The organism is Nocardioides sp. P4_G10 (genome assembly GCF_056401175.1).
The window spans coordinates 77,214-97,390 of the sequence record NZ_JBFUJV010000009.1 but is presented as its reverse complement, the minus strand read 5'-3'; the positions used below and the strand labels follow the sequence as shown (position 1 = coordinate 97,390).

Annotated in this window: 22 protein-coding genes; 7 read left to right on the top strand and 15 right to left on the bottom strand. The window is 73.3% G+C overall.

All coding sequences use genetic code 11. The features are described from left to right. Positions 1–76 precede the first annotated feature (76 nt). From AC1DP1_RS11790 to AC1DP1_RS11780, 3 genes are all read left to right on the top strand, one after another. Positions 77–301, top strand: coding sequence for a DUF7455 domain-containing protein (locus tag AC1DP1_RS11790; protein ID WP_477507014.1), 225 nt, complete (start codon positions 77–79; stop codon positions 299–301). 124 nt (positions 302–425) lie between these two features. Next, positions 426–902 (top strand): DUF456 domain-containing protein, encoded by a 477-nt coding sequence (locus tag AC1DP1_RS11785; RefSeq protein ID WP_191195748.1) that lies wholly within the window; start codon positions 426–428, stop codon positions 900–902. 10 nt (positions 903–912) lie between these two features. After that, positions 913–1,740 (top strand): EamA family transporter, encoded by an 828-nt coding sequence (locus AC1DP1_RS11780; protein ID WP_477507013.1) that lies wholly within the window; start codon positions 913–915, stop codon positions 1,738–1,740. 13 nt (positions 1,741–1,753) lie between these two features. Here the strand turns inward: AC1DP1_RS11780 and AC1DP1_RS11775 are convergent, their stop codons facing one another. Continuing rightward, positions 1,754–2,296, bottom strand: coding sequence for a hypothetical protein (locus tag AC1DP1_RS11775; protein WP_457189376.1), 543 nt, complete (start codon positions 2,294–2,296; stop codon positions 1,754–1,756). An 81-nt stretch (positions 2,297–2,377) separates the two neighbouring features. Here AC1DP1_RS11775 and AC1DP1_RS11770 point away from each other — a divergent pair, with 81 nt between their 5' ends. Further along, positions 2,378–3,514 (top strand): CapA family protein, encoded by a 1,137-nt coding sequence (locus tag AC1DP1_RS11770; RefSeq protein ID WP_477507012.1) that lies wholly within the window; start codon positions 2,378–2,380, stop codon positions 3,512–3,514. A gap of 7 nt (positions 3,515–3,521) precedes the next feature. Here the strand turns inward: AC1DP1_RS11770 and AC1DP1_RS11765 are convergent, their stop codons facing one another. The 6 genes from AC1DP1_RS11765 to AC1DP1_RS11740 all read right to left on the bottom strand — a co-directional run bounded on the left by AC1DP1_RS11765 (position 3,522) and on the right by AC1DP1_RS11740 (position 9,237). Beyond that, positions 3,522–4,517, bottom strand: coding sequence for a M28 family metallopeptidase (locus AC1DP1_RS11765; protein WP_477507011.1), 996 nt, complete (start codon positions 4,515–4,517; stop codon positions 3,522–3,524). Positions 4,518–4,521: 4 nt separating this feature from the next. Continuing rightward, positions 4,522–5,076 carry a TetR/AcrR family transcriptional regulator gene (locus AC1DP1_RS11760; RefSeq protein ID WP_477507010.1) on the bottom strand — a complete coding sequence of 185 codons (555 nt, stop codon included), beginning with the start codon at positions 5,074–5,076 and terminating at the stop codon, positions 4,522–4,524. A 35-nt stretch (positions 5,077–5,111) separates the two neighbouring features. Continuing rightward, positions 5,112–6,383 (bottom strand): SGNH/GDSL hydrolase family protein, encoded by a 1,272-nt coding sequence (locus AC1DP1_RS11755; protein WP_477507009.1) that lies wholly within the window; start codon positions 6,381–6,383, stop codon positions 5,112–5,114. 155 nt (positions 6,384–6,538) lie between these two features. Continuing rightward, positions 6,539–8,047 (bottom strand): RNA polymerase sigma factor, encoded by a 1,509-nt coding sequence (locus AC1DP1_RS11750; protein WP_477507008.1) that lies wholly within the window; start codon positions 8,045–8,047, stop codon positions 6,539–6,541. A gap of 146 nt (positions 8,048–8,193) precedes the next feature. Beyond that, the gene (locus tag AC1DP1_RS11745) at positions 8,194–8,760 is read right to left on the bottom strand and encodes an HhH-GPD-type base excision DNA repair protein (protein WP_477507007.1); all 567 of its coding nucleotides are present in this window, start codon (positions 8,758–8,760) and stop codon (positions 8,194–8,196) included. A 75-nt stretch (positions 8,761–8,835) separates the two neighbouring features. Next, the gene (locus tag AC1DP1_RS11740; protein WP_477507006.1) at positions 8,836–9,237 is read right to left on the bottom strand and encodes a universal stress protein; all 402 of its coding nucleotides are present in this window, start codon (positions 9,235–9,237) and stop codon (positions 8,836–8,838) included. 123 nt (positions 9,238–9,360) lie between these two features. Here AC1DP1_RS11740 and AC1DP1_RS11735 point away from each other — a divergent pair, with 123 nt between their 5' ends. After that, a complete protein-coding gene (locus tag AC1DP1_RS11735) occupies positions 9,361–9,816 on the top strand; it encodes a hypothetical protein (protein WP_457189390.1) in 456 nt (151 codons plus the stop codon). 97 nt (positions 9,817–9,913) lie between these two features. On the opposite strand, the gene AC1DP1_RS11730 is transcribed toward AC1DP1_RS11735, so the two are convergent. Both AC1DP1_RS11730 and AC1DP1_RS11725 read right to left on the bottom strand, forming a co-directional pair. Next, positions 9,914–11,377 (bottom strand): glutamate-cysteine ligase family protein, encoded by a 1,464-nt coding sequence (locus AC1DP1_RS11730; protein WP_457189392.1) that lies wholly within the window; start codon positions 11,375–11,377, stop codon positions 9,914–9,916. 53 nt (positions 11,378–11,430) lie between these two features. Beyond that, positions 11,431–12,435, bottom strand: a complete 1,005-nt coding sequence (locus AC1DP1_RS11725) for a DUF4192 domain-containing protein (RefSeq protein WP_477507005.1) — start codon at positions 12,433–12,435, stop codon at positions 11,431–11,433. A 191-nt stretch (positions 12,436–12,626) separates the two neighbouring features. Here AC1DP1_RS11725 and AC1DP1_RS11720 point away from each other — a divergent pair, with 191 nt between their 5' ends. After that, complete coding sequence (locus AC1DP1_RS11720) at positions 12,627–13,928, top strand: DNA polymerase IV (RefSeq protein WP_477507004.1); 1,302 nt, start codon at positions 12,627–12,629, stop codon at positions 13,926–13,928. Positions 13,929–13,937: 9 nt separating this feature from the next. On the opposite strand, the gene AC1DP1_RS11715 is transcribed toward AC1DP1_RS11720, so the two are convergent. From AC1DP1_RS11715 to AC1DP1_RS11705, 3 genes are all read right to left on the bottom strand, one after another. Continuing rightward, a complete protein-coding gene (locus tag AC1DP1_RS11715; RefSeq protein WP_477507003.1) occupies positions 13,938–14,801 on the bottom strand; it encodes a 5-oxoprolinase subunit C family protein in 864 nt (287 codons plus the stop codon). Then, positions 14,798–15,400, bottom strand: coding sequence for a 5-oxoprolinase subunit B family protein (locus AC1DP1_RS11710; RefSeq protein WP_477507001.1), 603 nt, complete (start codon positions 15,398–15,400; stop codon positions 14,798–14,800). The genes AC1DP1_RS11715 and AC1DP1_RS11710 overlap by 4 nt, the downstream gene beginning before the upstream one ends. A gap of 387 nt (positions 15,401–15,787) precedes the next feature. Further along, positions 15,788–16,507 (bottom strand): 5-oxoprolinase subunit PxpA, encoded by a 720-nt coding sequence (locus AC1DP1_RS11705; RefSeq protein WP_477507000.1) that lies wholly within the window; start codon positions 16,505–16,507, stop codon positions 15,788–15,790. A gap of 185 nt (positions 16,508–16,692) precedes the next feature. On the opposite strand from AC1DP1_RS11705, the gene AC1DP1_RS11700 reads away from it, so the two are divergent. Continuing rightward, positions 16,693–17,655: a sigma-70 family RNA polymerase sigma factor gene (locus AC1DP1_RS11700; RefSeq protein ID WP_457189403.1), complete on the top strand. Its 963-nt coding sequence runs from the start codon at positions 16,693–16,695 to the stop codon at positions 17,653–17,655. A 112-nt stretch (positions 17,656–17,767) separates the two neighbouring features. On the opposite strand, the gene AC1DP1_RS11695 is transcribed toward AC1DP1_RS11700, so the two are convergent. The 3 genes from AC1DP1_RS11695 to AC1DP1_RS11685 are packed head-to-tail and all read right to left on the bottom strand — an operon-like array spanning position 17,768 to position 20,156. Continuing rightward, positions 17,768–19,090 carry a glycoside hydrolase family 3 N-terminal domain-containing protein gene (locus AC1DP1_RS11695; protein ID WP_477506999.1) on the bottom strand — a complete coding sequence of 441 codons (1,323 nt, stop codon included), beginning with the start codon at positions 19,088–19,090 and terminating at the stop codon, positions 17,768–17,770. Between the two features lie 41 nt (positions 19,091–19,131). Then, on the bottom strand, positions 19,132–19,728 hold the full coding sequence (gene coaE / locus AC1DP1_RS11690; protein ID WP_477506998.1) for a dephospho-CoA kinase: 597 nt from the start codon (positions 19,726–19,728) through the stop codon (positions 19,132–19,134). Next, a complete protein-coding gene (locus AC1DP1_RS11685) occupies positions 19,725–20,156 on the bottom strand; it encodes a MarR family winged helix-turn-helix transcriptional regulator (protein WP_477506997.1) in 432 nt (143 codons plus the stop codon). Before AC1DP1_RS11685 ends, coaE begins: the two co-directional genes overlap by 4 nt. Between the last annotated feature and the right edge of the window lie 21 nt (positions 20,157–20,177).

Below are 20,177 nucleotides of genomic sequence, written 5' to 3'. Positions count from 1 at the left end.
TGAAACGACAGCAGGGAATCTTTGTCCCACTGGCTACGTTGGGCCAGACACCGATGAACACAGAAATGAGGCTGACGTGACCACTGCCACCGCACCCACCCAGGCCGTCCTCACGGCCGGTGACCRCTGCGACCGCTGCGGCGCCCAGGCCTACCTCCGGGTGGAGCTCCAGACCGGCGGCGAGCTGCTCTTCTGCGCGCACCACGCCCGCGAGCACGGCGAGAAGCTCCGCGAGATCGCCGCGGCCGTCCACGACGAGACCCACAAGCTGGACACCCCCTCCGCGAGCAGCGAGGCCTGAGCCACACCGACCGCACCCACCGCCCCACCCCGACTGACTCTTCCGAACGGCCCCGGACACGCTCTCCGGGGCCGTTCTGTGTCCTCGTCCGACCTCGCGTACGACGTCTGGGAGGCTGTGCCCCGTGAGCCCCACCGAGATCCTCATCTCCATCGCGATCGCCGTCGGCATCGCGGGCATCATCGTGCCCGTGCTGCCCGGGACGATCCTGGTGCTCGGCGCCATCTTCGTCTGGACCCTCGAGGTCGGTACGACGACGGCCTGGGCGGTGTTCGCCGTCAGCGCTCTGCTCCTCGTCGGCGGATCGGTCGTGAAGTACCTCGTGCCGGGCCGGCAGCTCAAGACCGCCGGCGTGCCCAACCGCACGCTGCTCGTCGGCGCGCTGCTCGGCTTCATCGGGTTCTTCGTGATCCCCGTCATCGGCATGTTCATCGGGTTCGTCCTCGGCGTCTACGTCGCCGAGCGGGCGCGGGTCGGCGGGGCACTGGCCTGGCCCTCGACGAAGGGCGCGCTGCGCGCCGTGGGCGTCTCGATCCTCATCGAGCTCGTGGCGGCCTCCCTCGCGGCGATCGTGTGGGTCGCCGGCGTCGTGGCCACCTGAGGTCCCCGCCGTGGCCGTCCTGCTCTCGCTCGCGGCAGCCGTCGCCTACGGGCTCTCGGACTTCGTCGGCGGCCTCGCCGCGCGTCGTACGTCGGCGTGGCCGGTCGCCTTCGTCGGAACCAGCGTGGCCTTCGTGGGAGCGGTCGGCCTCGCCCTGCTGACCGAGGGCTCACCCACCCGCACGGACCTCGCGTGGGGCGCCCTCGCCGGCGTCGGCAGCGGGGTGGGCGGCGCGTTCCTCTACCGGGGCCTGGCAGCCGGACGGATGGGCGTCGTCGCGCCGATCTCGGCGGTCGGTGCCGCACTCCTGCCGGTGTGCGTCGGCATCGCCACTGGCGAGCGACCCGCCCTGTTCGTGTGGGCCGGCATCGCGGCCGCCGTCCCGGGGATCTGGCTGGTGAGCCGGGAGCCCGGCGGCTCGGGCGACCTCGCGGCGGGGATCCTCGACGGTGTCCTCGCCGGCGTGGGCTTCGGGCTGCTGTTCGCCGCGATGGGGCAGGTGCCCGAGGCGGCGGGATTCGCACCACTGGCGGTCGCCCAGGGGGTGGGCGCTGTCGCGGTCGCCCTCACCGCGGCCGTGCTGGGTGCACGCTGGGTCCCCGACCACCCCTCGCAGGCGTGGGGTGCGGTCGCGGGCGTGCTGTCCACCGCGGCAGCCGCCGCGTTCCTCCTGGCCACCCAGACCGGACTGCTGACGATCGCGTCCGTGGTGACGTCGCTCTACCCGGCCGTGACCATCGCCCTCGCGGCACTCGTGCTGCGCGAGCGCGTCCACGCAACGCAGGCGCTGGGGCTGGCGCTCTGCGGCCTGGCGGTGGGACTGGTCGCGGCCGCCTGACGGCACCCGTCGGTCAGGCGCCGAGCCCCGACGCGATCGGGAGGGTCCACCGCTGGCGCTTGGGGGCCCAGTCGACGACCGGGTGGGAGCCGTCCGCCTGGTCGACCATCTTGACCGAGACCCGCACCGACGGCGCCCGGTCGAAGCAGTCACGGCTGACGACGGCGCGGAACAGGTCCCGACCCCACTTGGGCCGGGCCGAGTAGTCGCACCGGACCCGGTCGTCGCTGCCGCGCCACCCGTCGGCCTCGGTCAGCACGTAGTCGGTCCCGTCGCCGAGGCCGCTGCTCAGGACGTACTCCGGTCCCTTGGAGTCGCGGTCGGTGTCGAAGAAGACGGAGACGCCGGCCGCGCTGGTCCGCATCAGCTCGTTGAAGCGCACCTTGACGCTCACGTTGTCGGCCCCGTGGTTGGCCTCGAGCCCGTAGATGTCGGTCAGCGATCCCTTGGCGTCGGCCGGGTCGTCGATGCGGTAGAACTCCGCGTGCGCCGGCGCCGCCGTGGCAGCGACGAGCGCCAGCGCAGGGACGGCCAGGAGCGAGATCCGAGTTCTCATGCCCTGAGTGTGTCATCGTCCGCCCACAACGCCCCACCCACTTCGGGTGGTGTGCCGGGTGCTCGGTGGCACCATGACGCCATGACCGGGGCCGTCGGCAGGGACGTACGCCGCTGCGGCGCGGTGCTCGCGCTGGTCGTCGGCGGCGCGGCCGCGGGCTGCAGACCGACCGCCGAGCCGTCGTCCCCGGAGTCGTCCCGTGCCCCGGCCGGCTCGACGACCGAGACCCCGTCCCCGACCACCGAGGCGCCCGCCCCTCGTGAGCCCCGTCCGGCTCCGGTGGAGATCGCCGTCGCCGGAGACGTGCACTTCGAGGGCGCGCTGGCGCCGCGCCTGCTCCGCCCGGCCTCGGCGTTGGCGCCGGCCACCACCGCGCTGGCAGCCGCCGACGTGGCGATCGTCAACCTCGAGACCTCCGTCGGCTCGGGTGGGCGCCCCGAGCCGGGCAAGCGGTTCGTCTTCTCCGCCGGCAGGGCTGCCTTCGAGGCGCTGGCCGCAGCGGGGATCGACGTCGCGAGCATGGCCAACAACCACGCCCTCGACCTCGGTCGGGCACGGCTCCCGTCGACCCTGCGGGCCGCGGCCGCGGCACGGCCTGAGCTGGCCGTCGTCGGGATCGGCGCCGACCAGGACGAGGCCTTCGCCCCGGCCGTCACTGACGTGGACGGCACGAGCGTGGCGACGATCGCCGCCTCCGCCGCCGACCAGGACCCCACGGCCGACCCCACCGGCGCGTGGGCGGCAGGTCCGGGCACGCCCGGTGTCGCGGACGCCAACGATCCGAGGCGCCTGCTCCGGGAGGTACGACGTGCGGACGCCGAGGCGGACGTGGTCGTCACCTACCTGCACTGGGGCGTCCAGGGTGAGCGCTGCCCGTCCGCCGACCAGCGCTCGCTGGCGCGTCGGCTGGTCGGAGCCGGCGCCGACCTCGTCGTGGGCAGCCACGCCCACGAGCTGCAGGGCGACGGACGCCTCGGACCGGGCTACGTCGCCTACGGGCTGGGCAACTTCGCGTGGTACTCCCCCGGCCCCACCGGCGTCCTCACGCTGACGGTCCAGCCGCCGCGGGAGCCGGCGGGGCGGGCGCGGGTCACCGCATCCCACTGGTGGCCGGCGACGATCGGCGCGGACGGGCTTGCCACCCCGGACTCCGGAGCCGCAGCAGCGGCCTCCCGGGACCGCCGCGCGGCGCTGCGCGAGTGCGCCGGACTGGGGTGACCGAGCATCAACGGGGGGCCAACCACGCGGCGACGATCCGGCCGACCCGCTCGAGCTGCGCCCGCGACACGACGGCCGGCACGTCGCCCGCCGAGTGGTAACCGGTGTACGGCGTCGAGCCCAGGCGCGCGCCCGGCAGCCCGGCACGGACGAACGACCAGTGATCGCTGCTGCGCTGCCCGGCCTCGGCGACGGTGGCGGCGCCCGCACGCCGGGCCGCTGCCAGCAGTGCCCGCTGCACGGGGTCGGTGTCTCCGGCGGACCCGACCGGCACCCGGTCGCCCACCCCGACCCGGTCGAGGGAGACCATCCCCCGCACCGCCGCCCGCTCCCGGGGCCCGAGCCGCTCGACGTAGTGCCGTGACCCGTAGTGGTGGTCGTCGTCCGTGGGTCCGCGCGGCTCCTCGGCGCCGAACGCCACGAACACCGTCGGCAGGCGGGTGCGGCGCACCGAGGCCGCCTCGGCCACCGCGAGCATCACCCCGACTCCCGAGGCGTTGTCCTCGGCGCCGGGTGCCTGAGGCACCGTGTCGAGGTGCGCGCCGACCACCAGGTGCGGCTCGGCCGGGTCGAACCCGGGCGGCGTCGCGACCACGTTGGCCGAGCGTCCGGCCGGGACGCTCACGCCCCACGACTCGCCCGCGGGTACGTCGACGCGCTGGCGGGCGACGTCGTACCCGAGCCGGGTCAGCTCACCAGCCACCCAGCGGGCGGCGCGGTCGTACGCCGGACCGGTCGCCTCGCGCGGACCGATCCTGCCGGCGAGGCGGCGTACGGCGCGGTCCGCGGTCGCGGGATCGACGTCATCGGCGGCGAGCGGCTCGTCCGCCGTAGGAGACGGGGCCGCCGTCGGTGTCTCGGTCGCCCCGTCCGTCCGCCCGGTGGGCGCCGGCGTCGGCGCGCCCCCTCCCGGATCGCGACCGTCGCCGGACGGGCCGGTGCACGCCGTCAGGAGGAGCGCAGCGACCGCACCGGCGGAGGCGGTGCGGCGCGGGGCGGGCATGCGGTCACCGTAGCCGGGCGGCGAGGTAGGCCCGGAGCATCACCTCCACCTCGGCAAGCGACGTCTCCCGGCCGGGGTCGCCCGCCGGGTGGCGGGCCAAGGTGTGGCGGACCGTCTCGATGCAGAGCTCGACCACCGCGCGGAGCTCGGCTACGGGTGTGGTCACGCCCGCGCGGCGCAGCGCCTGGGAGAACAGGCCGATCAGGTGCTCGCGCACCGAGTTGGCCGGCGAGTCCCCGCGCTCGGGCGCGAGGTCCTCGGTCAGCCGGTAGTAGCCAGGGTGGTGGGTCTGGAGCTCCGCCGCCCGCCTCACAAGCTCACCCACCACCGTGTCGAGGTCGGCCACGGACGACACGCCGGAGACAGCCTCTGCGTAGGCCGGCGTGACCGCCTCGAGGTAGCGCTGGGCGAGTGCGTCCGCGATCGACTCCTTGTCGTGGAAGAACCGGTAGAGCGCCCCGACCGACAGCCCGGCACGGGCGGCGATGCGGGTGGTGCTCGCGCCGGACAGGCCCCGCTCGCCGATCTCCTCGTCGGCGGCGACCAGGATCCTGTCCACGGTCTCCTGAGACCGCAGCTGCTGCGGGGTCACCCTCACTGGACGAGCACGACTCCCGATGCATTGCGCACACAGCTGACGCTCGCACGGTGCCCGGTCCAGGCGCCGCTCAGGCACTGGCCCAGCACCTGCTGCCCGGCAGCGTTGGGGTGCCACGACTCCTGGCAGGTCTGGTAGTAGTCCGAGCAGGTGTCGGTGACGCGCTTGATGTCGAACTTGTCGAAGGGCGTGAAGCTCTGGACGTGGACCCCGCTCGGTCCGTCCATCACCCGCAGCGGGGTCGCCAGTGCGTTGCCCGGGCTGCCCGGCTTCTCGCACAGTCGCGCCCCGTCGAAGGCCCGCTGCACGTTGAGGTAGGTGATGCTGGCGCCGGGTCGCTCGGCCTGGAGCGTGGACGCGACCCCCGACACGATGCTGCCGAGGTTCTGGCTGAACCGGTGCGCCGGTGCCAGCGAGTCGATGTCGGCGGGGCAGCCAGCGGCGTACCTCTCGTCGACGAGCGCGCGGTACTTGTCGCGGGTGTCGCTCCGGCCATCCTCGGTGCGGTACTGCTCGGCGTAGACCGGTGGCAGCGGGTTGGTGTAGTCCTGCAGCACCACCTGGTGCTGGCCGTCGGCGTCGATCTCGTCCAGCACGTCGAGCACCTGGCGCACGGCAGCCGTGGTCTCGGCGCGAGCTGCGGAGACCTCGGCCGCGGTGGCGAAGTCGGCGTCGGAGCACGCGCGCTCGTTGAGCTCGGCCCCGGTCACCCAGTTGATGAAGTGGATCCAGACCTCCCACCAGCCGGTGTAGCCGTCGGCGACGAACCGACCGGCGCACTCGGCGGCGACCCCGCCGAAGGTGAACTGGCTGTTGTTCGAGCCGAGGCCGAGCAGGACCAGGTCGATGTCGCCGGTCCGCGCGACGGCCCGGAGCTGCTCGATCTGGGCGGCGACCGTACGCCCCGCCGGCCGGGCACTGGAGGGCGAGGCCATGTCAGCCGGCTGCGCGCCCGAGCAGGCCAGGTTGACCCGCTGCGAGATCCCCGGCAGGGCAGCCACCTGGATGGAGGCGTTGGCCGAGCGGTGGCAGAAGTAGGGGTTGCTGTTGGCGGCCGACCACCCGGGGAAGCCCTGGGCGGCACCGGACTGATCCGTGACGGCCTGATAGGCCCCTCCGCCCTCGCCGCTGATGAAGCTGTCGCCCATCGCCACGGCAGTCGGCGGGAGCGGGTCGGCCTGAGCCGGTGGCGCGAGTGCAGCCAGGGCCGTGGCCGCAAGGAGCAGGGCGCCGGCGAGCGCCGACGTACGCAGGGGTCGTCCGAGCATGGGTGCCTCCCGAGAAGGAAACGCGAAAGAGGATTCGCGTTTCGATCCTGCTCGCAGTCTCCGACCGCGTCAAGGCTCGCGCCGAGGTGGCCGAAATGACGAGCAGCGCCGCCCCGTAGGGCGACGCTGCTCGTGACGCGTGGAGAGGGTCGAGCTCAGTCGAGGTAGTCGCGGAGGACCTGCGACCGGCTCGGGTGGCGCAGCTTCGACATGGTCTTCGACTCGATCTGACGGATCCGCTCGCGGGTCACGCCGTAGACCTTGCCGATCTCGTCGAGGGTCTTCGGCTGGCCGTCGGTGAGCCCGAAGCGCATCGAGACCACGCCGGCCTCACGCTCGGACAGCGTGTCGAGGACCGCGTGCAGCTGCTCCTGGAGCAAGGTGAACGAGACCGCGTCGGCCGGGACGATGGCCTCGGAGTCCTCGATCAGGTCACCGAACTCCGAGTCGCCGTCCTCGCCGAGGGGCGTGTGCAACGAGATGGGCTCGCGGCCGTACTTCTGGACCTCGATGACCTTCTCGGGGGTCATGTCGAGCTCCTTGGCCAGCTCCTCCGGCGTGGGCTCGCGGCCCAGGTCCTGGAGCATCTGGCGCTGGACGCGCGCGAGCTTGTTGATGACCTCGACCATGTGCACCGGGATGCGGATCGTGCGGGCCTGGTCGGCCATCGCGCGGGTGATCGCCTGGCGGATCCACCACGTGGCGTAGGTCGAGAACTTGTAGCCCTTGGTGTAGTCGAACTTCTCGACCGCACGGATCAGGCCGAGGTTGCCCTCCTGGATCAGGTCGAGGAAGAGCATGCCGCGACCGGTGTAGCGCTTGGCCAGCGAGACGACGAGTCGCAGGTTGGCCTCGAGCAGGTGGTTCTTCGCCCGCCGACCGTCCTCGGCGATCCACTCGTACTCCTCGAGCATCTTCGGGCTGATCCGGCCACCCTTGGCGAGCTTCTCCTCGGAGAAGAGGCCGGCCTCGATGCGCTTGGCGAGCTCGACCTCCATCTCGGCGTTGAGGAGGGGGACCTTGCCGATCTGCTTGAGGTAGTCCTTGACCGGGTCGGCGGTGGCACCGGCCACCATGACCTGCTGCTCGGGCTCGTCGGTCTCGTCGGCCGCGGAGACGGTGAAGGCCTGCTTCTCGTCCTCCTTGATCGTCGGGTCCTTGGCGACGTCCTTCTCGAAGACCTCGTCGGGGATGTCCGGGAGAAGCTTCTTGCCGTCGGGGCCCACGACGGGCGCCTCGACGGTGCCGAGGTCGACGACCTCGTCGGCCGCGGCCTTCTTGGCAGCCGTCTTCTTCGCCGGCGCCGCAGTCTTGGCGGCCGTCTTGGCGGCGGGCTTGGCATCGGCCGCAGCGGCTGCCTTCTTGGCGGGGGCCTTCTTGGCCGGCGCCTTCTTGGCGGCGGACGAGGTCGCGGTCCGCTTGCTGGTCGCCGCGACCGCACGCATGCCCGAAGCATCGATCTGGACCGAGATCCCGAGGCCGCTGAGGTGCACCAGCAGGGCCTTCAGGTGCCGGGGCTCGACCCCGGCCTCGTCACTGGCGCGCCGTACGTCCTCGGGGGACACGGTGCCGGTGGGAACAGCACCGGCAACCAGGGCAGCGATGGAGGGGTGCGTGAGCACCTCTGAAGGAAGCAACTTGCGTGCGTGTGAGGACACGAACACCTCTCGTCGAGCAACTTCGGGGCGCGGCGAGGCCCGGTGACGTCAAGAGCCGCGTCGTCATTCTGCCACGGCCTTCCAGACGGCCCGACATCCGGCCGCCGACCGCGCGTGTCACACGCCGTTCCAGGGCGCCGTCGACACGTCGTTCAGCTCGGGGCCTTCGCGGCAGCCTTCTTCGCCTTCTTGAAGTCGCGCACCTTCTGCAGCGACTCCGCGTCCACCACGTCGGCGACCGAGCGGTGTCCCTCCAGCGCGTAGTCGCCGACCACGGCCTCCCAGCCGTCGGGTCGTACGCCGAGCTGCTTGGCGAGGAGCGCGACGAAGATCTGCGCCTTCTGCTTGCCGAAGCCCGGGAGCGCCATCACGCGCTTGAGCAGGTCCTTGCCGTCGGCCGCCTCGGTCCACAACCGGGAGGCGTCACCGCCGTAGGTCTCCTCGACGATGCGCGCCAGCTCCTGCAGGCGGGCGGCCATCGAGCCGGGGAAGCGGTGGATGGCCGGCGGAGTCGACGCCATCGCCGCGAACTCCTCGGGGTCGGCCGCAGCGATCGCGTCGGGCTCGACCGTGCCGAAGCGGTCCAGGACCTTCGCCGGACCGCGAAAGGCGTGTTCCATGGGGTACTGCTGGTCGAGCATCATGCCCACGAGCAGCGCGAACGCGGAGTCGTCGAGAACCTTGTCGGCGGCGGGGTCGCCGGTGATCTGGAAGCCCATGGGGCCATCCTGCCCGACGTACGCCCGCCGCGGGCCGCTTGCTCCGCCGGACGTCTGGGCGGGACCGGGGCGGGACTACTGGGCCTTGACCGCCAGGACCGGGCAGGGGGCGTCGAGGAGCACGCGCTGGGCGTTGCTGCCGAGGATGAGCTTGCCGACGGGCGAGCGCCGGCGCAGTCCGATGACCAGCAGCTCGGCACCGTTGGCCTCGGCGATGCTGATCAGGTCCTCGGCGGGCTCGAAGCCGCGGACGAGCTGGCGGACGTCGTGCTCGACGCCGGCCTCCTCGAGCCGCTTCTGGATCCCGGTCATCTCGTCCTCGGCGGCCCGGGCGGCGGATCCGTCGTAGTCCTGCCCACCCCGGTGGGAGTTCACCACGACCAGCTTGCTCCCGCGCAGCTTGGCCTCGTTGATACCGGCAGCAAGGGCGGCCTCACCCTCCGGCTTGGGGACGTATCCGACGACGACGGTGCCCATGGTGTCTCCTCTCGGGGCCGCGGCGCCTGCCGCTGGCCTGCTGGCACCGTAACGGAAACGGTTGGCCTTCGGCAGCCTGTGGAGGGGTGGGTCTGACGCTCGGCGCTGAGGCAGTCTTGACCGGTGGCCCCACCGCTCGCGCAGCAGCCGGCGCTCCAGGCACCCGTCGACCGGCACACGCACGCCGTCCTGCGAGCAGCCACCCTCGCGCTGGTCGAGGACGAGGAGCGTCGCCTCTTCCCGGTGACCCTCCACGCGGGGGTGCCGGGGCGGTGTGCGCGCCACGTCGAGGACCCGCCCCTGCCCGACGCCGGCCTGCGCGCAGACGTCGTCCTCGCACTCCTGCGCACCGCGGCCTCGCTCACCCCGCGCCCGGCACTGTGGCTGACCCGGCCCGGCGAGCTCAGCCCGCACGACGACGACCTGCGGTGGCTCGGCCCGGCTGCCTGGGCCGCCCAGGCGCTGGGGATGCCGGTCGGGCTGGTCGTCGTGACCCGCCGGGGGTGGTTCGACCCCGTCAGCGACGTACGCCGGGAGTGGCGCCGGCTGCGGCCACGCCCGCTGTCAGCCCGCCGCTGACCTGAGCGGCGGTGCGCCAGCCACATTCCGAACCGGCGGCGTGTGGGTCAGCCACCGCCCGCTCGGTGCCCGGCGGGAGAAGACCCGGACCGGGGCGTCAGTCCCAGGTGTGGACGGGCTCGTTGCTGTGCATGCGCTCGGTGTAGTCGAGCAGCGTCGCCCGGAGGGCGTCGTAGCGGTCCACTCCCCCGCGCTCGCGGACGCGGTCGACGAACCACCCGGCGCCGCTGGCCTCGGTCTGGCAGCGCTGCTCGATGATGCCGAGGTAGCGGTCGCTCTCCTCCGAGGGGACGCCCCACGAGTCGAGCCCGGCGCGCGCCATGGGGAGCAGGCGCCGCAGCACCAGCTCGGTGGCGCGGACCTGGCCGAGGCCCGGCCAGTAGACCTGGGCGTCGACGCCCATCTGGGCGGCGACGTGGAAGTTCTCCTCGGCGGCGGAGAACGACATCTGCGACCAGAGCGGGCGCTCGCTCTCCACGAGGTAGCGGACCAGGCCGAACCAGAGCGCCGCGTTGGCGATGGTGTCGGCGATGGTCGGCCCAGCGGCCAGCAGGCGGTTCTCCACGCGGAGATGCGGCACGCCGTCCGCGATGTCGTAGACCGGACGGTTCCAGCGGTAGATCGTGCCGTTGTGAAGCTTGAGCTCGTGGAGGGCCGGGGTGCCGCCGGACTCGAGAACCTCCAGGGGGTCCTCCTCGTCGGTCACGGGCAGCAGCGCCGGGAAGTAGCGGACGTTCTCCTCGAAGAGGTCGAACACCGAGGTGATCCACCGCTCGCCGAACCACACGCGTGGCCGGACGCCCTGGGCCTTGAGCTCCTCGCTGCGGGTGTCGGTCGCCTGCTCGAACAGCGGGATCCTGGTCTCGCGCCACAGCTCCTTGCCGAGGAGGTAGGGCGAGTTCGCCGACACCGCCAGCTGCACACCGGCGATCGCCTGGGCGGCGTTCCAGTGGGCCGCGAACTGGTCAGGAGAGGTCTGCACGTGGAACTGCGTGCTGGTGCAGGCGGCCTCCGGGACGATCGAGTCCGACGTCGTGGTGAGCCGCTCCTTGCCGGAGATGCTGATGGTGATGTCCTCCCCGCGCGCGGCGAGGATCTGCTCGGACAACAGCTTGTAGCGCGGGTTGGAGCTGAGGGAGGAGACGTTCATGTGCCCCTCGGCCAACGTCGGGAGGATCCCGATCATCACCTGGTGGGCGCCGACCTTGGAGCCCTTCTCCTCGGCGTCGTTGAGCGAGCGGCGCAGGCTGTCCTCGAACTTCGAGAGGCCGCCCTCGCGGAGCTTGGCCGGCGCCACGTTGATCTCGATGTTGAACTGGCCGAGCTCGGTCTGGAAGTCCGGGTCGGCGATGGCCTCGAGGACCTCGGCGTTCTTCAGGGCCGGGTCGCCCGCGTCGTCGATGAGGTTGAGCTCCATCTCGAGCCCCGTCATCGGGTCGTCGGTCTCGAAGGCCGCCTCACGCAGCATGCGCGCGAACACGTCGAGGTTGCGCCGCACCTTCTCGCGGTGGCGCGTCCGGTCGGCCCGGCTGAACTCCTGCTGATCGACCTCTTCGCCCATGACGGCACCCTAGTCACGCGCCCCCCTGCCGGAAACCGTCCACAGGGCTGGTCTCACGCAGCCGGGTCTCCGCTCGCCCCGACCTCGGGCTGCAGCGTGGCCCACGTGTCCGGCGGGGTCGCCGACTCGAGCAGCTGCGCGACGAGGCCCGCCAGCGAGTGGGCGGGCTCGCTCTCGCGGCACCGGTCGACGGCGCACCACGACAGCGCACCGTCACCGGCGAGCCACGCCGCGAAGGCCAGCACGGCGGCCGGGCCGGCCACGTGGGTGGCCGGAAGGCGGCGCACCGCGTCGGCCCAGAGCTCGACGGCCTGCCGCGCGTCGACCCGCCCGAGCCACGCCCATGCCTCGTCGCGCCGCTCCCCCGTGCGGACGCTGGCCACGACGGACGCCAGCTCGGATGCGGTGAAGGTGGTGCCGGCGCGGACGTGTCGGYGGACCAGTGCCGTGAGGGCGCCGGGTGGGAGCGGCGTCGCGTCGACGAGGTGGGGCAGGCTGCGCGCGACCGCCGCGGCGTCCGGCGCGACCGTCTCCCGCAACGCCTCCCGGCTGGCGTGGGTGACCCTCCCCTCGAAGACGGCCTGCGCGGTGAACGGGTGGTCGGCGCGCGTGAACGGGACGCCGCGGTAGGCGGCCAGTGGCGCCCCCGGCAGCACGGCGTACCAGTGGTCGTCGTGGACGCGCAGCACCTCGCGGACGCCGATGCCCGCGGCGGTGAACTCCTCGTGGACCGACCAGGCCGCCTCGTCGGCGACCGTCGTCTCGTCGTCGTAGACCACCACGACCACGTCGCGCACGCCGTTGCGCCGCGCGGGCCGGAGCAGCGCCTCGACCACGTCATCGACGTCGTCCGGGTCGTGGGGCAGGTCGACGCGGGCGTGCATGCCGCCCCCGAGGGCGCCGACGCTCACCACGACGACGGACCGTTGGGGCACGAAGCCCATGGCGAGCGGCACGAAGGCGGCGATGTCGCCCGGGGTGCGGACCCTCATCGTGGTGGGCTGCACAGAGGACGAGGAGGCGGACGGGGGGATGGGGGCGAGGTCGTGGGGTTCCATGCCGGTGACGTTGCCCGGGAGCACCGACCCCCCACGCCCCACGGTCGGACAGCCTGTGGACTGGCGGGGATCCGGCGCTCCTGTGGACGGTTCGTGGCGCGCGACCGGACCCCGGGGGCACCGCCGGCCGGTGGGAGGATGCGGGAGGATGGTCGCGTGACGACGCTGTCCTCCCCCGGCCTCACCGGCTGATGCGCAGCACCGCGTCGATCCTGCACCTGGACCTGGACGCCTTCTTCGCCGCCGTCGAGCAACGCGACAAGCCGTCGCTGCGCGGCAAGCCCGTCATCGTCGGCGGCACCGGCGGTCGGGGCGTGGTGTCCACCGCGTCGTACGAGGCCCGCGAGTTCGGCGTCGGGTCGGCGATGTCGGGCCGCGAGGCGAGGGCCCGCTGTCCGCACGCGGCGTTCCTGAGCGGCCGGTTCCACGCCTACCGCGAGACGAGCAAGAAGGTGATGCAGGTCCTGCGCGAGCTGTCGCCGCTGGTCGAGCCGCTCTCGCTCGACGAGGCGTTCGTGGACCTCGCCGCCGCCGATCTCCCCGACCTCGAGGTGGAGACCGTGACCGCGGCGGGAGCCGAGCTCCGGCGCCGCGTGCAGGAGGTGTCCGGCGGGCTGACCGCGACCGTCGGCATCGCGTCGTCGAAATTCCTCGCCAAGGTCGCGAGCGAGCTGGACAAGCCGGACGGGATGACCGTCGTCGCTCCCGGCACCGAGCTCGACCTGCTCCGGCCGATGAAGGTCAAGGTCATCCCGGGCGTGGGCCCGGCCACCGCCGAGCGGCTCCGGCGGGCAGGCATCCACACCGTCGCCGACCTCGAGGCCGTCGCCGAGGGCGAGCTGGTGCGGCTGCTCGGCCAGGCCCAGGGCCACGGGCTCTGGCAGCTGGCCCGGGCGCAGGACTCCCGACCGGTGGTCTCCGAGCGTGAGGCCAAGTCGATCAGCGTCGAGGGCACCTACGACTCCGACCTCACCGACCGCAAGCTGATGGAGGGGCTGCTGAGCCGGCAGGCCCGCGAGGTGGGCACCCGGATGCGGAAGAACGGCATCTCCGGGCGAACGGTCACCATCAAGGTCCGCCTCTACGACTTCACCACCCTCAACAGGTCGAGCACCCTCACGAGTCCCACCGACGACGGAGCGACCATCGCCCGCATCGCGCGCTCCCTGCTCTCCGACCTCGACACCACCGGCGGCGTACGCCTCCTCGGTGTCGGCGTCTCCGGCCTCGCCGACTGGGTGCAGGAGGACCTCTTCGGCGAGACGGCCGAGGACGAGGAGGTCGAGGTGGTGCTCCCCGAGCCGCCACGCCGCACGTGGCCGCCGGGTGCGGACGTCGTGCACGACGAGATGGGCGCAGGCTGGGTGTGGGGCTCCGGCTCGGGGGTGGTGACGGTGCGGTTCGAGACCGCCGACACCCCGCCGGGACCGGTTCGCAGCTTCCGGGCCGACGACCCGGCCCTGCACCGCTGGGAACCCCCGGCCGAGGAGTGACGCCGGTCCTCACACCACCCGCAGCAGCACCTCGTCGCCGGGTCGCAGCTGGGAGCAGAGGTCCAGGTCGTCGTCCTCGACCACGGCGACGACCGGGTAGCCGCCCGTCGTCGGGTGGTCGGCCAGGAACACCACGGGCTGCCCCGACGGCGGGAGCTGGACGGCACCGAGCACGATGCCCTCGCTCGCGAGCTCACCGCCGCGTCGCTCCAGACGCGCCCCGATGAGCCGCAGCCCGATCCGGTCGCTGTCGGGCGCGACGGCGTACGACGCCCCGTCGAGCCGCGACCACCCCGTCTGGTCGAGCCAGTCGGCGCGTGGCCCGCGACGAAGGCGCAGCACGGGCTCACGGGGTCGTACGACGAGCGCCGGCGGCGGCTCGGGCAGCTGGCCGGTCGGCCCGAGGTCGAGCAGGTCACCCGCTGCGAGCCGGGGTGGACCGACCCAGGCGAGCGTGTCGGTCGAGCGCGACCCCAGCACCCGCGCGACAGCGATCCCGCCGGCGAAGGCGACGTAGGACCGCACCCCGGTCACGGCCGGCCCGACGGACACCAGGGCTCCCGCGGGCACCGTGGCAGGCGCACCGTGGGCGACGGCGCGTCCGTCGACCCGGACGACGCAGGTCGCCCCGGTCACGGCCAGCGTCACCGCGCGGTGCGGCCGCAGCACGACGCCGCCGACGGTCGTCTCGATCACGGCGTCGTCCGGTCCCCCGCCGACGAGACGGCGGGCCAGGGCCGCCGCGCCCCGGTCCAGTGCTCCCGCCCGCGCCACCCCGAGATGGGCCCACCCCCGCCGACCGCGGTCCTGCAGCGTCGACAGCGGACCCGGGTCGACCACCTCGACGGTGCCCGAGCGGCGCTCAGCGGTCACTGCTGCGCCTCGAACCGCACCCGGGTGCCCGGGGCCAGGAGCGCCGGCTCGGGGCGGTCGACGTCCCACAGGTCGGCGTCCGTGGTGCCGATCAGCAGCCAGCCGCCGGGCGACGCGGTCGGGTAGACGCCGCACCAGGTGTCGGCGAGCCCGACGGACCCCGGCGCCACCCGGGCCCGCGGCGACTCCAGGCGCGGCACGGCACGCTCGTCGGGCAGCCCGGCGAGGTAGGCGAAGCCGGGGGCGAACCCGCAGAACGTGGAGGTGAACTCCAGCGACGTGTGGAGGTCGACGACCTCCTCCGTCGTGCATCCCCAGTGGTCGGCGACCCGCGCCAGGTCGGGACCGGCGTAGCGGACGGCGACGCGCACGAGCGGGCCGGGCGGCGCTGCCTGCTGCGCCGCCCAGCGCGGGAGCAGCTCGCGCACCGCCGCGGGATCGACACCGTCGAGCAGGACGGTCCGGGCCGCCGGCACGACCTCCTCGGCCGGCAGGCCGGCCGCGCGCACCCAGCTGGCCAGCGAGGCGGCCGCGACGGCGTCGTCGACCTCGACGAGGCAGGCGCGTGTCCCGACGTCGACGACCATCACGTCGGTCATTGTTCACCCGAGCGTTCACCGGCAGGCAGTTGCCACGGGCGGCGGACCTTTGGCAGCCTCGTGGGCGCACACAGGTGAGGGGCTCCCGATGGTATGAGCATCAGGAGCCCCTCGATGTGATCGGGATGGTGACGTCCGATCCACCAAACCGGTCTCCGGCCCCCGCAGTCCCCGCCACCGGGCCTGCGCGGCGAGCAAGTCGCCGTGTGGAGCTGTTCTTCCGATCCGATCCCCGACCCCGCCGAAGCGGTGTCGGTAGGAGATGTCTACGTCGTCGGGACGCCACGCCGCAAGGGTTCTGGACCACAAACCCGCGGTCCCACAGGCTTCCCCACAGAAGTCGTCCCCTGCTCCACAGGCAGGGGGCGGCCCTCCACAGATGCGGGCTCAGGCTGTGGAGGACCAGCACGTGACGACCACCAGCCCGGCGGCCTCGAGCGCGCGTCGTACGACGGCCGCCGTCCGCACCGCTCCCGGCGAGTCGCCGTGCACGCACACCGAGTCGACCGACGCGGCCAGCTCGACCGCGCGAGACGCCACCCGGGCGGGGTCCGTGACCAGGGCGCCCGGCTGGTCGCGGGGCAGAAGCCGGCCGTCGGCGTCGTAGCCACGGTCGGGGAACCCCTCCAGCCGGGACGCGCGACCGCGCGCGTGCGCCATCGACAGCAGCACCGAGCCGGGCATCCCCATCACGGGCAGCTCCCCCGAGCCGTCCAGGACCGCCGCGGCCTGGTCCTCGTCACGGGCGACCCGGTGGTAGAGCGCGCCGTGCGGCTTCAGGTACGCCACCTCCCCACCCTCGGCGGCGGCGATGGCCGACAGGACGCCGACCTGCTCGGCCACCTGCTCGCGCAGGACCGCCGCCGGCACGTCGAGCTCCACCCGGCCGAACCGGGCGCGGTCGTCGTACGACACCTGCGCGCCGAGCGTCACTCCGCGGCGTACGGCACCGGCGCAGACGGCCTGCATCGTGGCCGGCGTCCCCGCGTGGAAGCCGCAGGCCACGTTGGCGCTCGTCACGACGGCCAGCAGGCCCTCGTCGTCGGTGACCTCCTCCCCCAGGTCGGCGTTGAGGTCGACGCGGTTCGGGTGCCCGGCGGTGTGCATGGGGCCAGTCTCCCCGGGGAACCCCCTGAGAAGTCCCTGAGAGTTGGTCGATCGTGCAACTCCGGTGGGTACTGGCTCGTCAAGGCAGGTGAAGGCACCACATCCGGGGCGGGGAATCCCGCGGCGGACACAGGCGTTGGACAGATGTGCGACACGGGGTGGTCGCACGAGAGCAGGAGGACGACATGAGCACCGCACAGGCAAAGCGCACCACCACCACTCGTGAGATCGAGGGCCGCGACAGCGTCGGCCTCTACCTCGACGAGATCGCTCGCACCCCGCTCCTCGACGCCGAGACCGAGGTCGAGCTGTCCAAGACCATCGAGGCCGGCCTGCTGGCCCAGCACCTCCTCGACACCGGCCGCGTCGGCCGCCGCAAGGGCGGCGCGCCGATGAGCGCCAACGAGGCCGAGCTCGAGTGGCTCGCCGAGCAGGGCCAGCTGGCCGTCGACCGGTTCATCGAGGCCAACCTGCGCCTGGTGGTTTCCATCGCACGCAAGTACGGCCGCTCGCAGATGCCGATGCTCGACCTGATCCAGGAGGGCAACACCGGCCTGATCCGCGCGGTCGAGAAGTTCGACTACACCAAGGGCTACAAGTTCTCGACCTACGCCACCTGGTGGGTCCGACAGGCCATCACGCGCGGCATCGCGCAGCAGGCCCGCGTCGTACGTCTCCCGGTGCACGTGGTCGAGGAGCTCAACCAGGTCGGCAGCGCCCGGCGCACGCTCGAGCGCCAGCTCGGCCGCGACCCGGAGCCGCACGAGATCGCCACCGAGCTCGGGATGGACATCGACCGGGTCCTCGACCTGATGAGCTGGGGCCGTGACCACGTGTCGTTGGACACGCCCGTGGACGAGGACGGCGACACGTCGCTGGGCGACCTGATGGCGCAGGAGACCGCGCCCGGCCCGGACCTCAACGTCCTCGACGCCGAGGCCCGGCAGCGGCTCGAGGACCTGGTCGGGATCCTGGACGAGCGGTCCGCCGACATCGTCCGCGCCCGCTACGGCCTCGCGGACGGTCGCCAGCACAAGCTCGCCGACATCGGCGCCCGTCACGGCATCTCCGCCGAGCGGGTCCGCCAGCTCGAGCGCGAGGCGCTGCAGAAGCTCCGTCGCGCCGGGGACCCGGACCTGGCTGCCTGACCCAGGCCCCGCTCCGCACGATCAGTGATCCCCGGTCAGCCGGGGATCACTGACGTTGTCGGCCCGTGCACGGCCTGACAAGCTCAGCGAGAGCCTGACAACCCGGACGATCTCAGTACGCCGCGGACTCCAGGTCCGCGCTCGCGGCCCGTGCCCGCTCGACCACGTCGGCGGGGACGGGCCGTTGCGCTGCCACCCGCGCCTGCCACATCTGGACCGCCACGACACGGGCGGCGGCCTCCTCGACCCGCACCCGCGACACGATTCCCGAGTCGATCGCGTCGGTGACGATCTGGTGCGTGGTCGCGGTGTCGACGGGCATGAGGAGGAGGTCGGCCCCGGCCTGCAGCGCCTGCAGGGCCGGCGTGGGCCGGCCACCGACGGCACCCATGCCGAGCGAGTCGGTGATGGTGACCCCCTCGAAGCCGAGGTCGTCGCGGAGCAGGTCGTACACCTCGGGCGCCATGCTGGCGGGCACCCCCGGCGCGATCTCGGTCAGGTCGAGGTGGCTCAGCATCACGGCGGGCGCGTGCTGGCGAAAGGCGGACTCGAAGGGCGGCAGGTCGTGCGCCTCCAGCTCGGCGAGCGTCGAGTCGAGCACCGGCAACGTGTCGTGGCTGTCACTGGTCGCGCCGCCGTGGCCCGGGAAGTGCTTGACGGTCGACACGACGCCGGCGTCGTCGTAGCCCTTGATGGCGGCGCCCACGGCCTGGGACGCGAGCCGGGGGTCCTGCGAGGGTGACCGCGCCCCGATGGTCGGGTCGGCGGCGCCGATGGTGACGTCGGCGACGGGGGCGAAGACCCACGTGAAGCCGAGGTCGCGCAGCTCGAGCCCGGTCGCGAGGGCCGCGGCCCGGGTCACCCGGCGGCCGAGACGGGCGTCCGCCGCGACGGCGAGCCCCGCCGACTGGAAGTGAGGGAAGTCGGTGGCGATGCCGCGCAGGTGCGAGACGTAGCCGCCCTCCTGGTCGACCCCGATGACCGGAGGGTGGTCGCGGCCGTCGGCGGAGGCGGCGTCGGTGATCGCCGACGTCATCGCCAGCACCTGGTCGCGGTCGAGCACGTTGGCCCCGGTCACGGAGACGCCGGCGAGGTGCAGGTCGCGCACCATGCGGGCCGGCTCCTGGGGGTCCGTGCCGTGGAAGCGTCCGACGATGACGCCCCCGGCGAGCTGCTCGGAGCTCCACGTGGAGACGAGCTCCTGCGCCTGCTCGAGCTCACCGGTCGTCGGGCCCCACGACGTGGGGGTGTCCGGGTCCTCGGTCGCCCCAGCCTCGGGCTCGGCCGGGGCGTCGGACCCCGGGGCGGACGCCGAGGACGACGGGCTGGACGTGGCCGGCTCTGCGTCGTCGGGCGTCTGGCCGAGCCCGGCACACCCGCTGACGAGCAGGACGCCCGTCGCGATCACAGCCAGGCGGGGTCGGATCGAGAACACGCCGGGGAGGTTACCCGCCCGACCCCCGCGATCCGGAAACGTCAGGCCCGCCGCGCGAGCTCCTCGTGGATCGCCTCGACCTGCCGGCGCAGGTCGGCGAGCGACCCCGTGTTGTCGACGACGTGGGTGGCGATCGCGAGCCGCTCCTCGCGGGTCGCCTGCGCGGCGATGCGGGACTCGGCGTCCTCGCGGGTCCAGCCCCGGTCCTCGACCATCCGCCGCACCTGCAGCTCAGCGGGGGCATCGACCACGACGACCGCGTCGAAGGACCCGGCCCGTCCGACCTCGGCCAGCAGCGGGATGTCGTGGACGACGACCGCGTGCGCGGGTGCGGCGGCCTCGAGCTCGGCGCTGCGCCGGTGGACCAGCGGGTGGATGATCGCCTCGAGCCGCCGGCGGGCGTCGGGTTCGGCGAAGACGAGGGCGCCCATGGCGGCCCGGTCGAGGTCGCCGTCGGGCGTGAGCAGGTCGGGCCCGAACTCCTCGACGACCGCCGCCAGCCCGGGCGTCCCCCTCGCCACGACCTCGCGGGCGATGAGGTCGGCGTCGATGACGACCGCCCCGAGCTCGGCGAGGACCGCCGACACGGTGCTCTTGCCGGATGCGATGCCCCCGGTCAGGCCGACACGAACGGTCACAGGTCCTCCCCCACGACGACGGCCAGGATCTCGTGGAGCGTACGACGCTGGGCCGGCGTGAGCACGTCGAGGACCCGCTGCGACGCCTCCCGGCGCACGTCGTCGATCCGCTCCACCAGCCGCCGGCCGTCATCGGTGAGCACCAGGCGGGTGGCCCGGCGATCGGTGGGGTCGGGCTCCCGGCGCACCCACGCCCGGTGCTCCAGCGCGTCGACCACCTCCGTGGCCGACCGTGGGGCGATGCGCAGCGCGTCGGCGAGGGCCGAGGGGCGCATCCCGTCGGCACCGGCCAGCACCCGCAGCGCGCGGGCCTGCCCGGGGGTCACCTCCCAGTCGGCGAGCGCCTCCACGTGCGCGCGTCGTACGCGCCGGGCGAGCGCCATCACCAGGTCGCCGGTCGCCGGGTCGTGCCCCTCGTCGCGCACCACGGGAATTCCTCCGCCCCACAT

Bases quoted from the DNA above. Each gene is read 5' to 3' on its own strand.
- AC1DP1_RS11775 (WP_457189376.1), bottom strand. From the start codon at position 2,296: ATGAGAACTCGGATCTCGCTCCTGGCCGTCCCTGCGCTGGCGCTCGTC.
- AC1DP1_RS11770 (WP_477507012.1), top strand. From the start codon at position 2,378: ATGACCGGGGCCGTCGGCAGGGACGTACGCCGCTGCGGCGCGGTGCTC.
- AC1DP1_RS11765 (WP_477507011.1), bottom strand. From the start codon at position 4,517: ATGCCCGCCCCGCGCCGCACCGCCTCCGCCGGTGCGGTCGCTGCGCTC.
- AC1DP1_RS11755 (WP_477507009.1), bottom strand. From the start codon at position 6,383: ATGCTCGGACGACCCCTGCGTACGTCGGCGCTCGCCGGCGCCCTGCTC.
- AC1DP1_RS11745 (WP_477507007.1), bottom strand. From the start codon at position 8,760: ATGGGCTTCCAGATCACCGGCGACCCCGCCGCCGACAAGGTTCTCGAC.
- AC1DP1_RS11740 (WP_477507006.1), bottom strand. From the start codon at position 9,237: ATGGGCACCGTCGTCGTCGGATACGTCCCCAAGCCGGAGGGTGAGGCC.
- AC1DP1_RS11730 (WP_457189392.1), bottom strand. From the start codon at position 11,377: ATGGGCGAAGAGGTCGATCAGCAGGAGTTCAGCCGGGCCGACCGGACG.
- AC1DP1_RS11720 (WP_477507004.1), top strand. From the start codon at position 12,627: ATGCGCAGCACCGCGTCGATCCTGCACCTGGACCTGGACGCCTTCTTC.
- AC1DP1_RS11710 (WP_477507001.1), bottom strand. From the start codon at position 15,400: ATGACCGACGTGATGGTCGTCGACGTCGGGACACGCGCCTGCCTCGTC.
- AC1DP1_RS11705 (WP_477507000.1), bottom strand. From the start codon at position 16,507: ATGCACACCGCCGGGCACCCGAACCGCGTCGACCTCAACGCCGACCTG.
- AC1DP1_RS11700 (WP_457189403.1), top strand. From the start codon at position 16,693: ATGAGCACCGCACAGGCAAAGCGCACCACCACCACTCGTGAGATCGAG.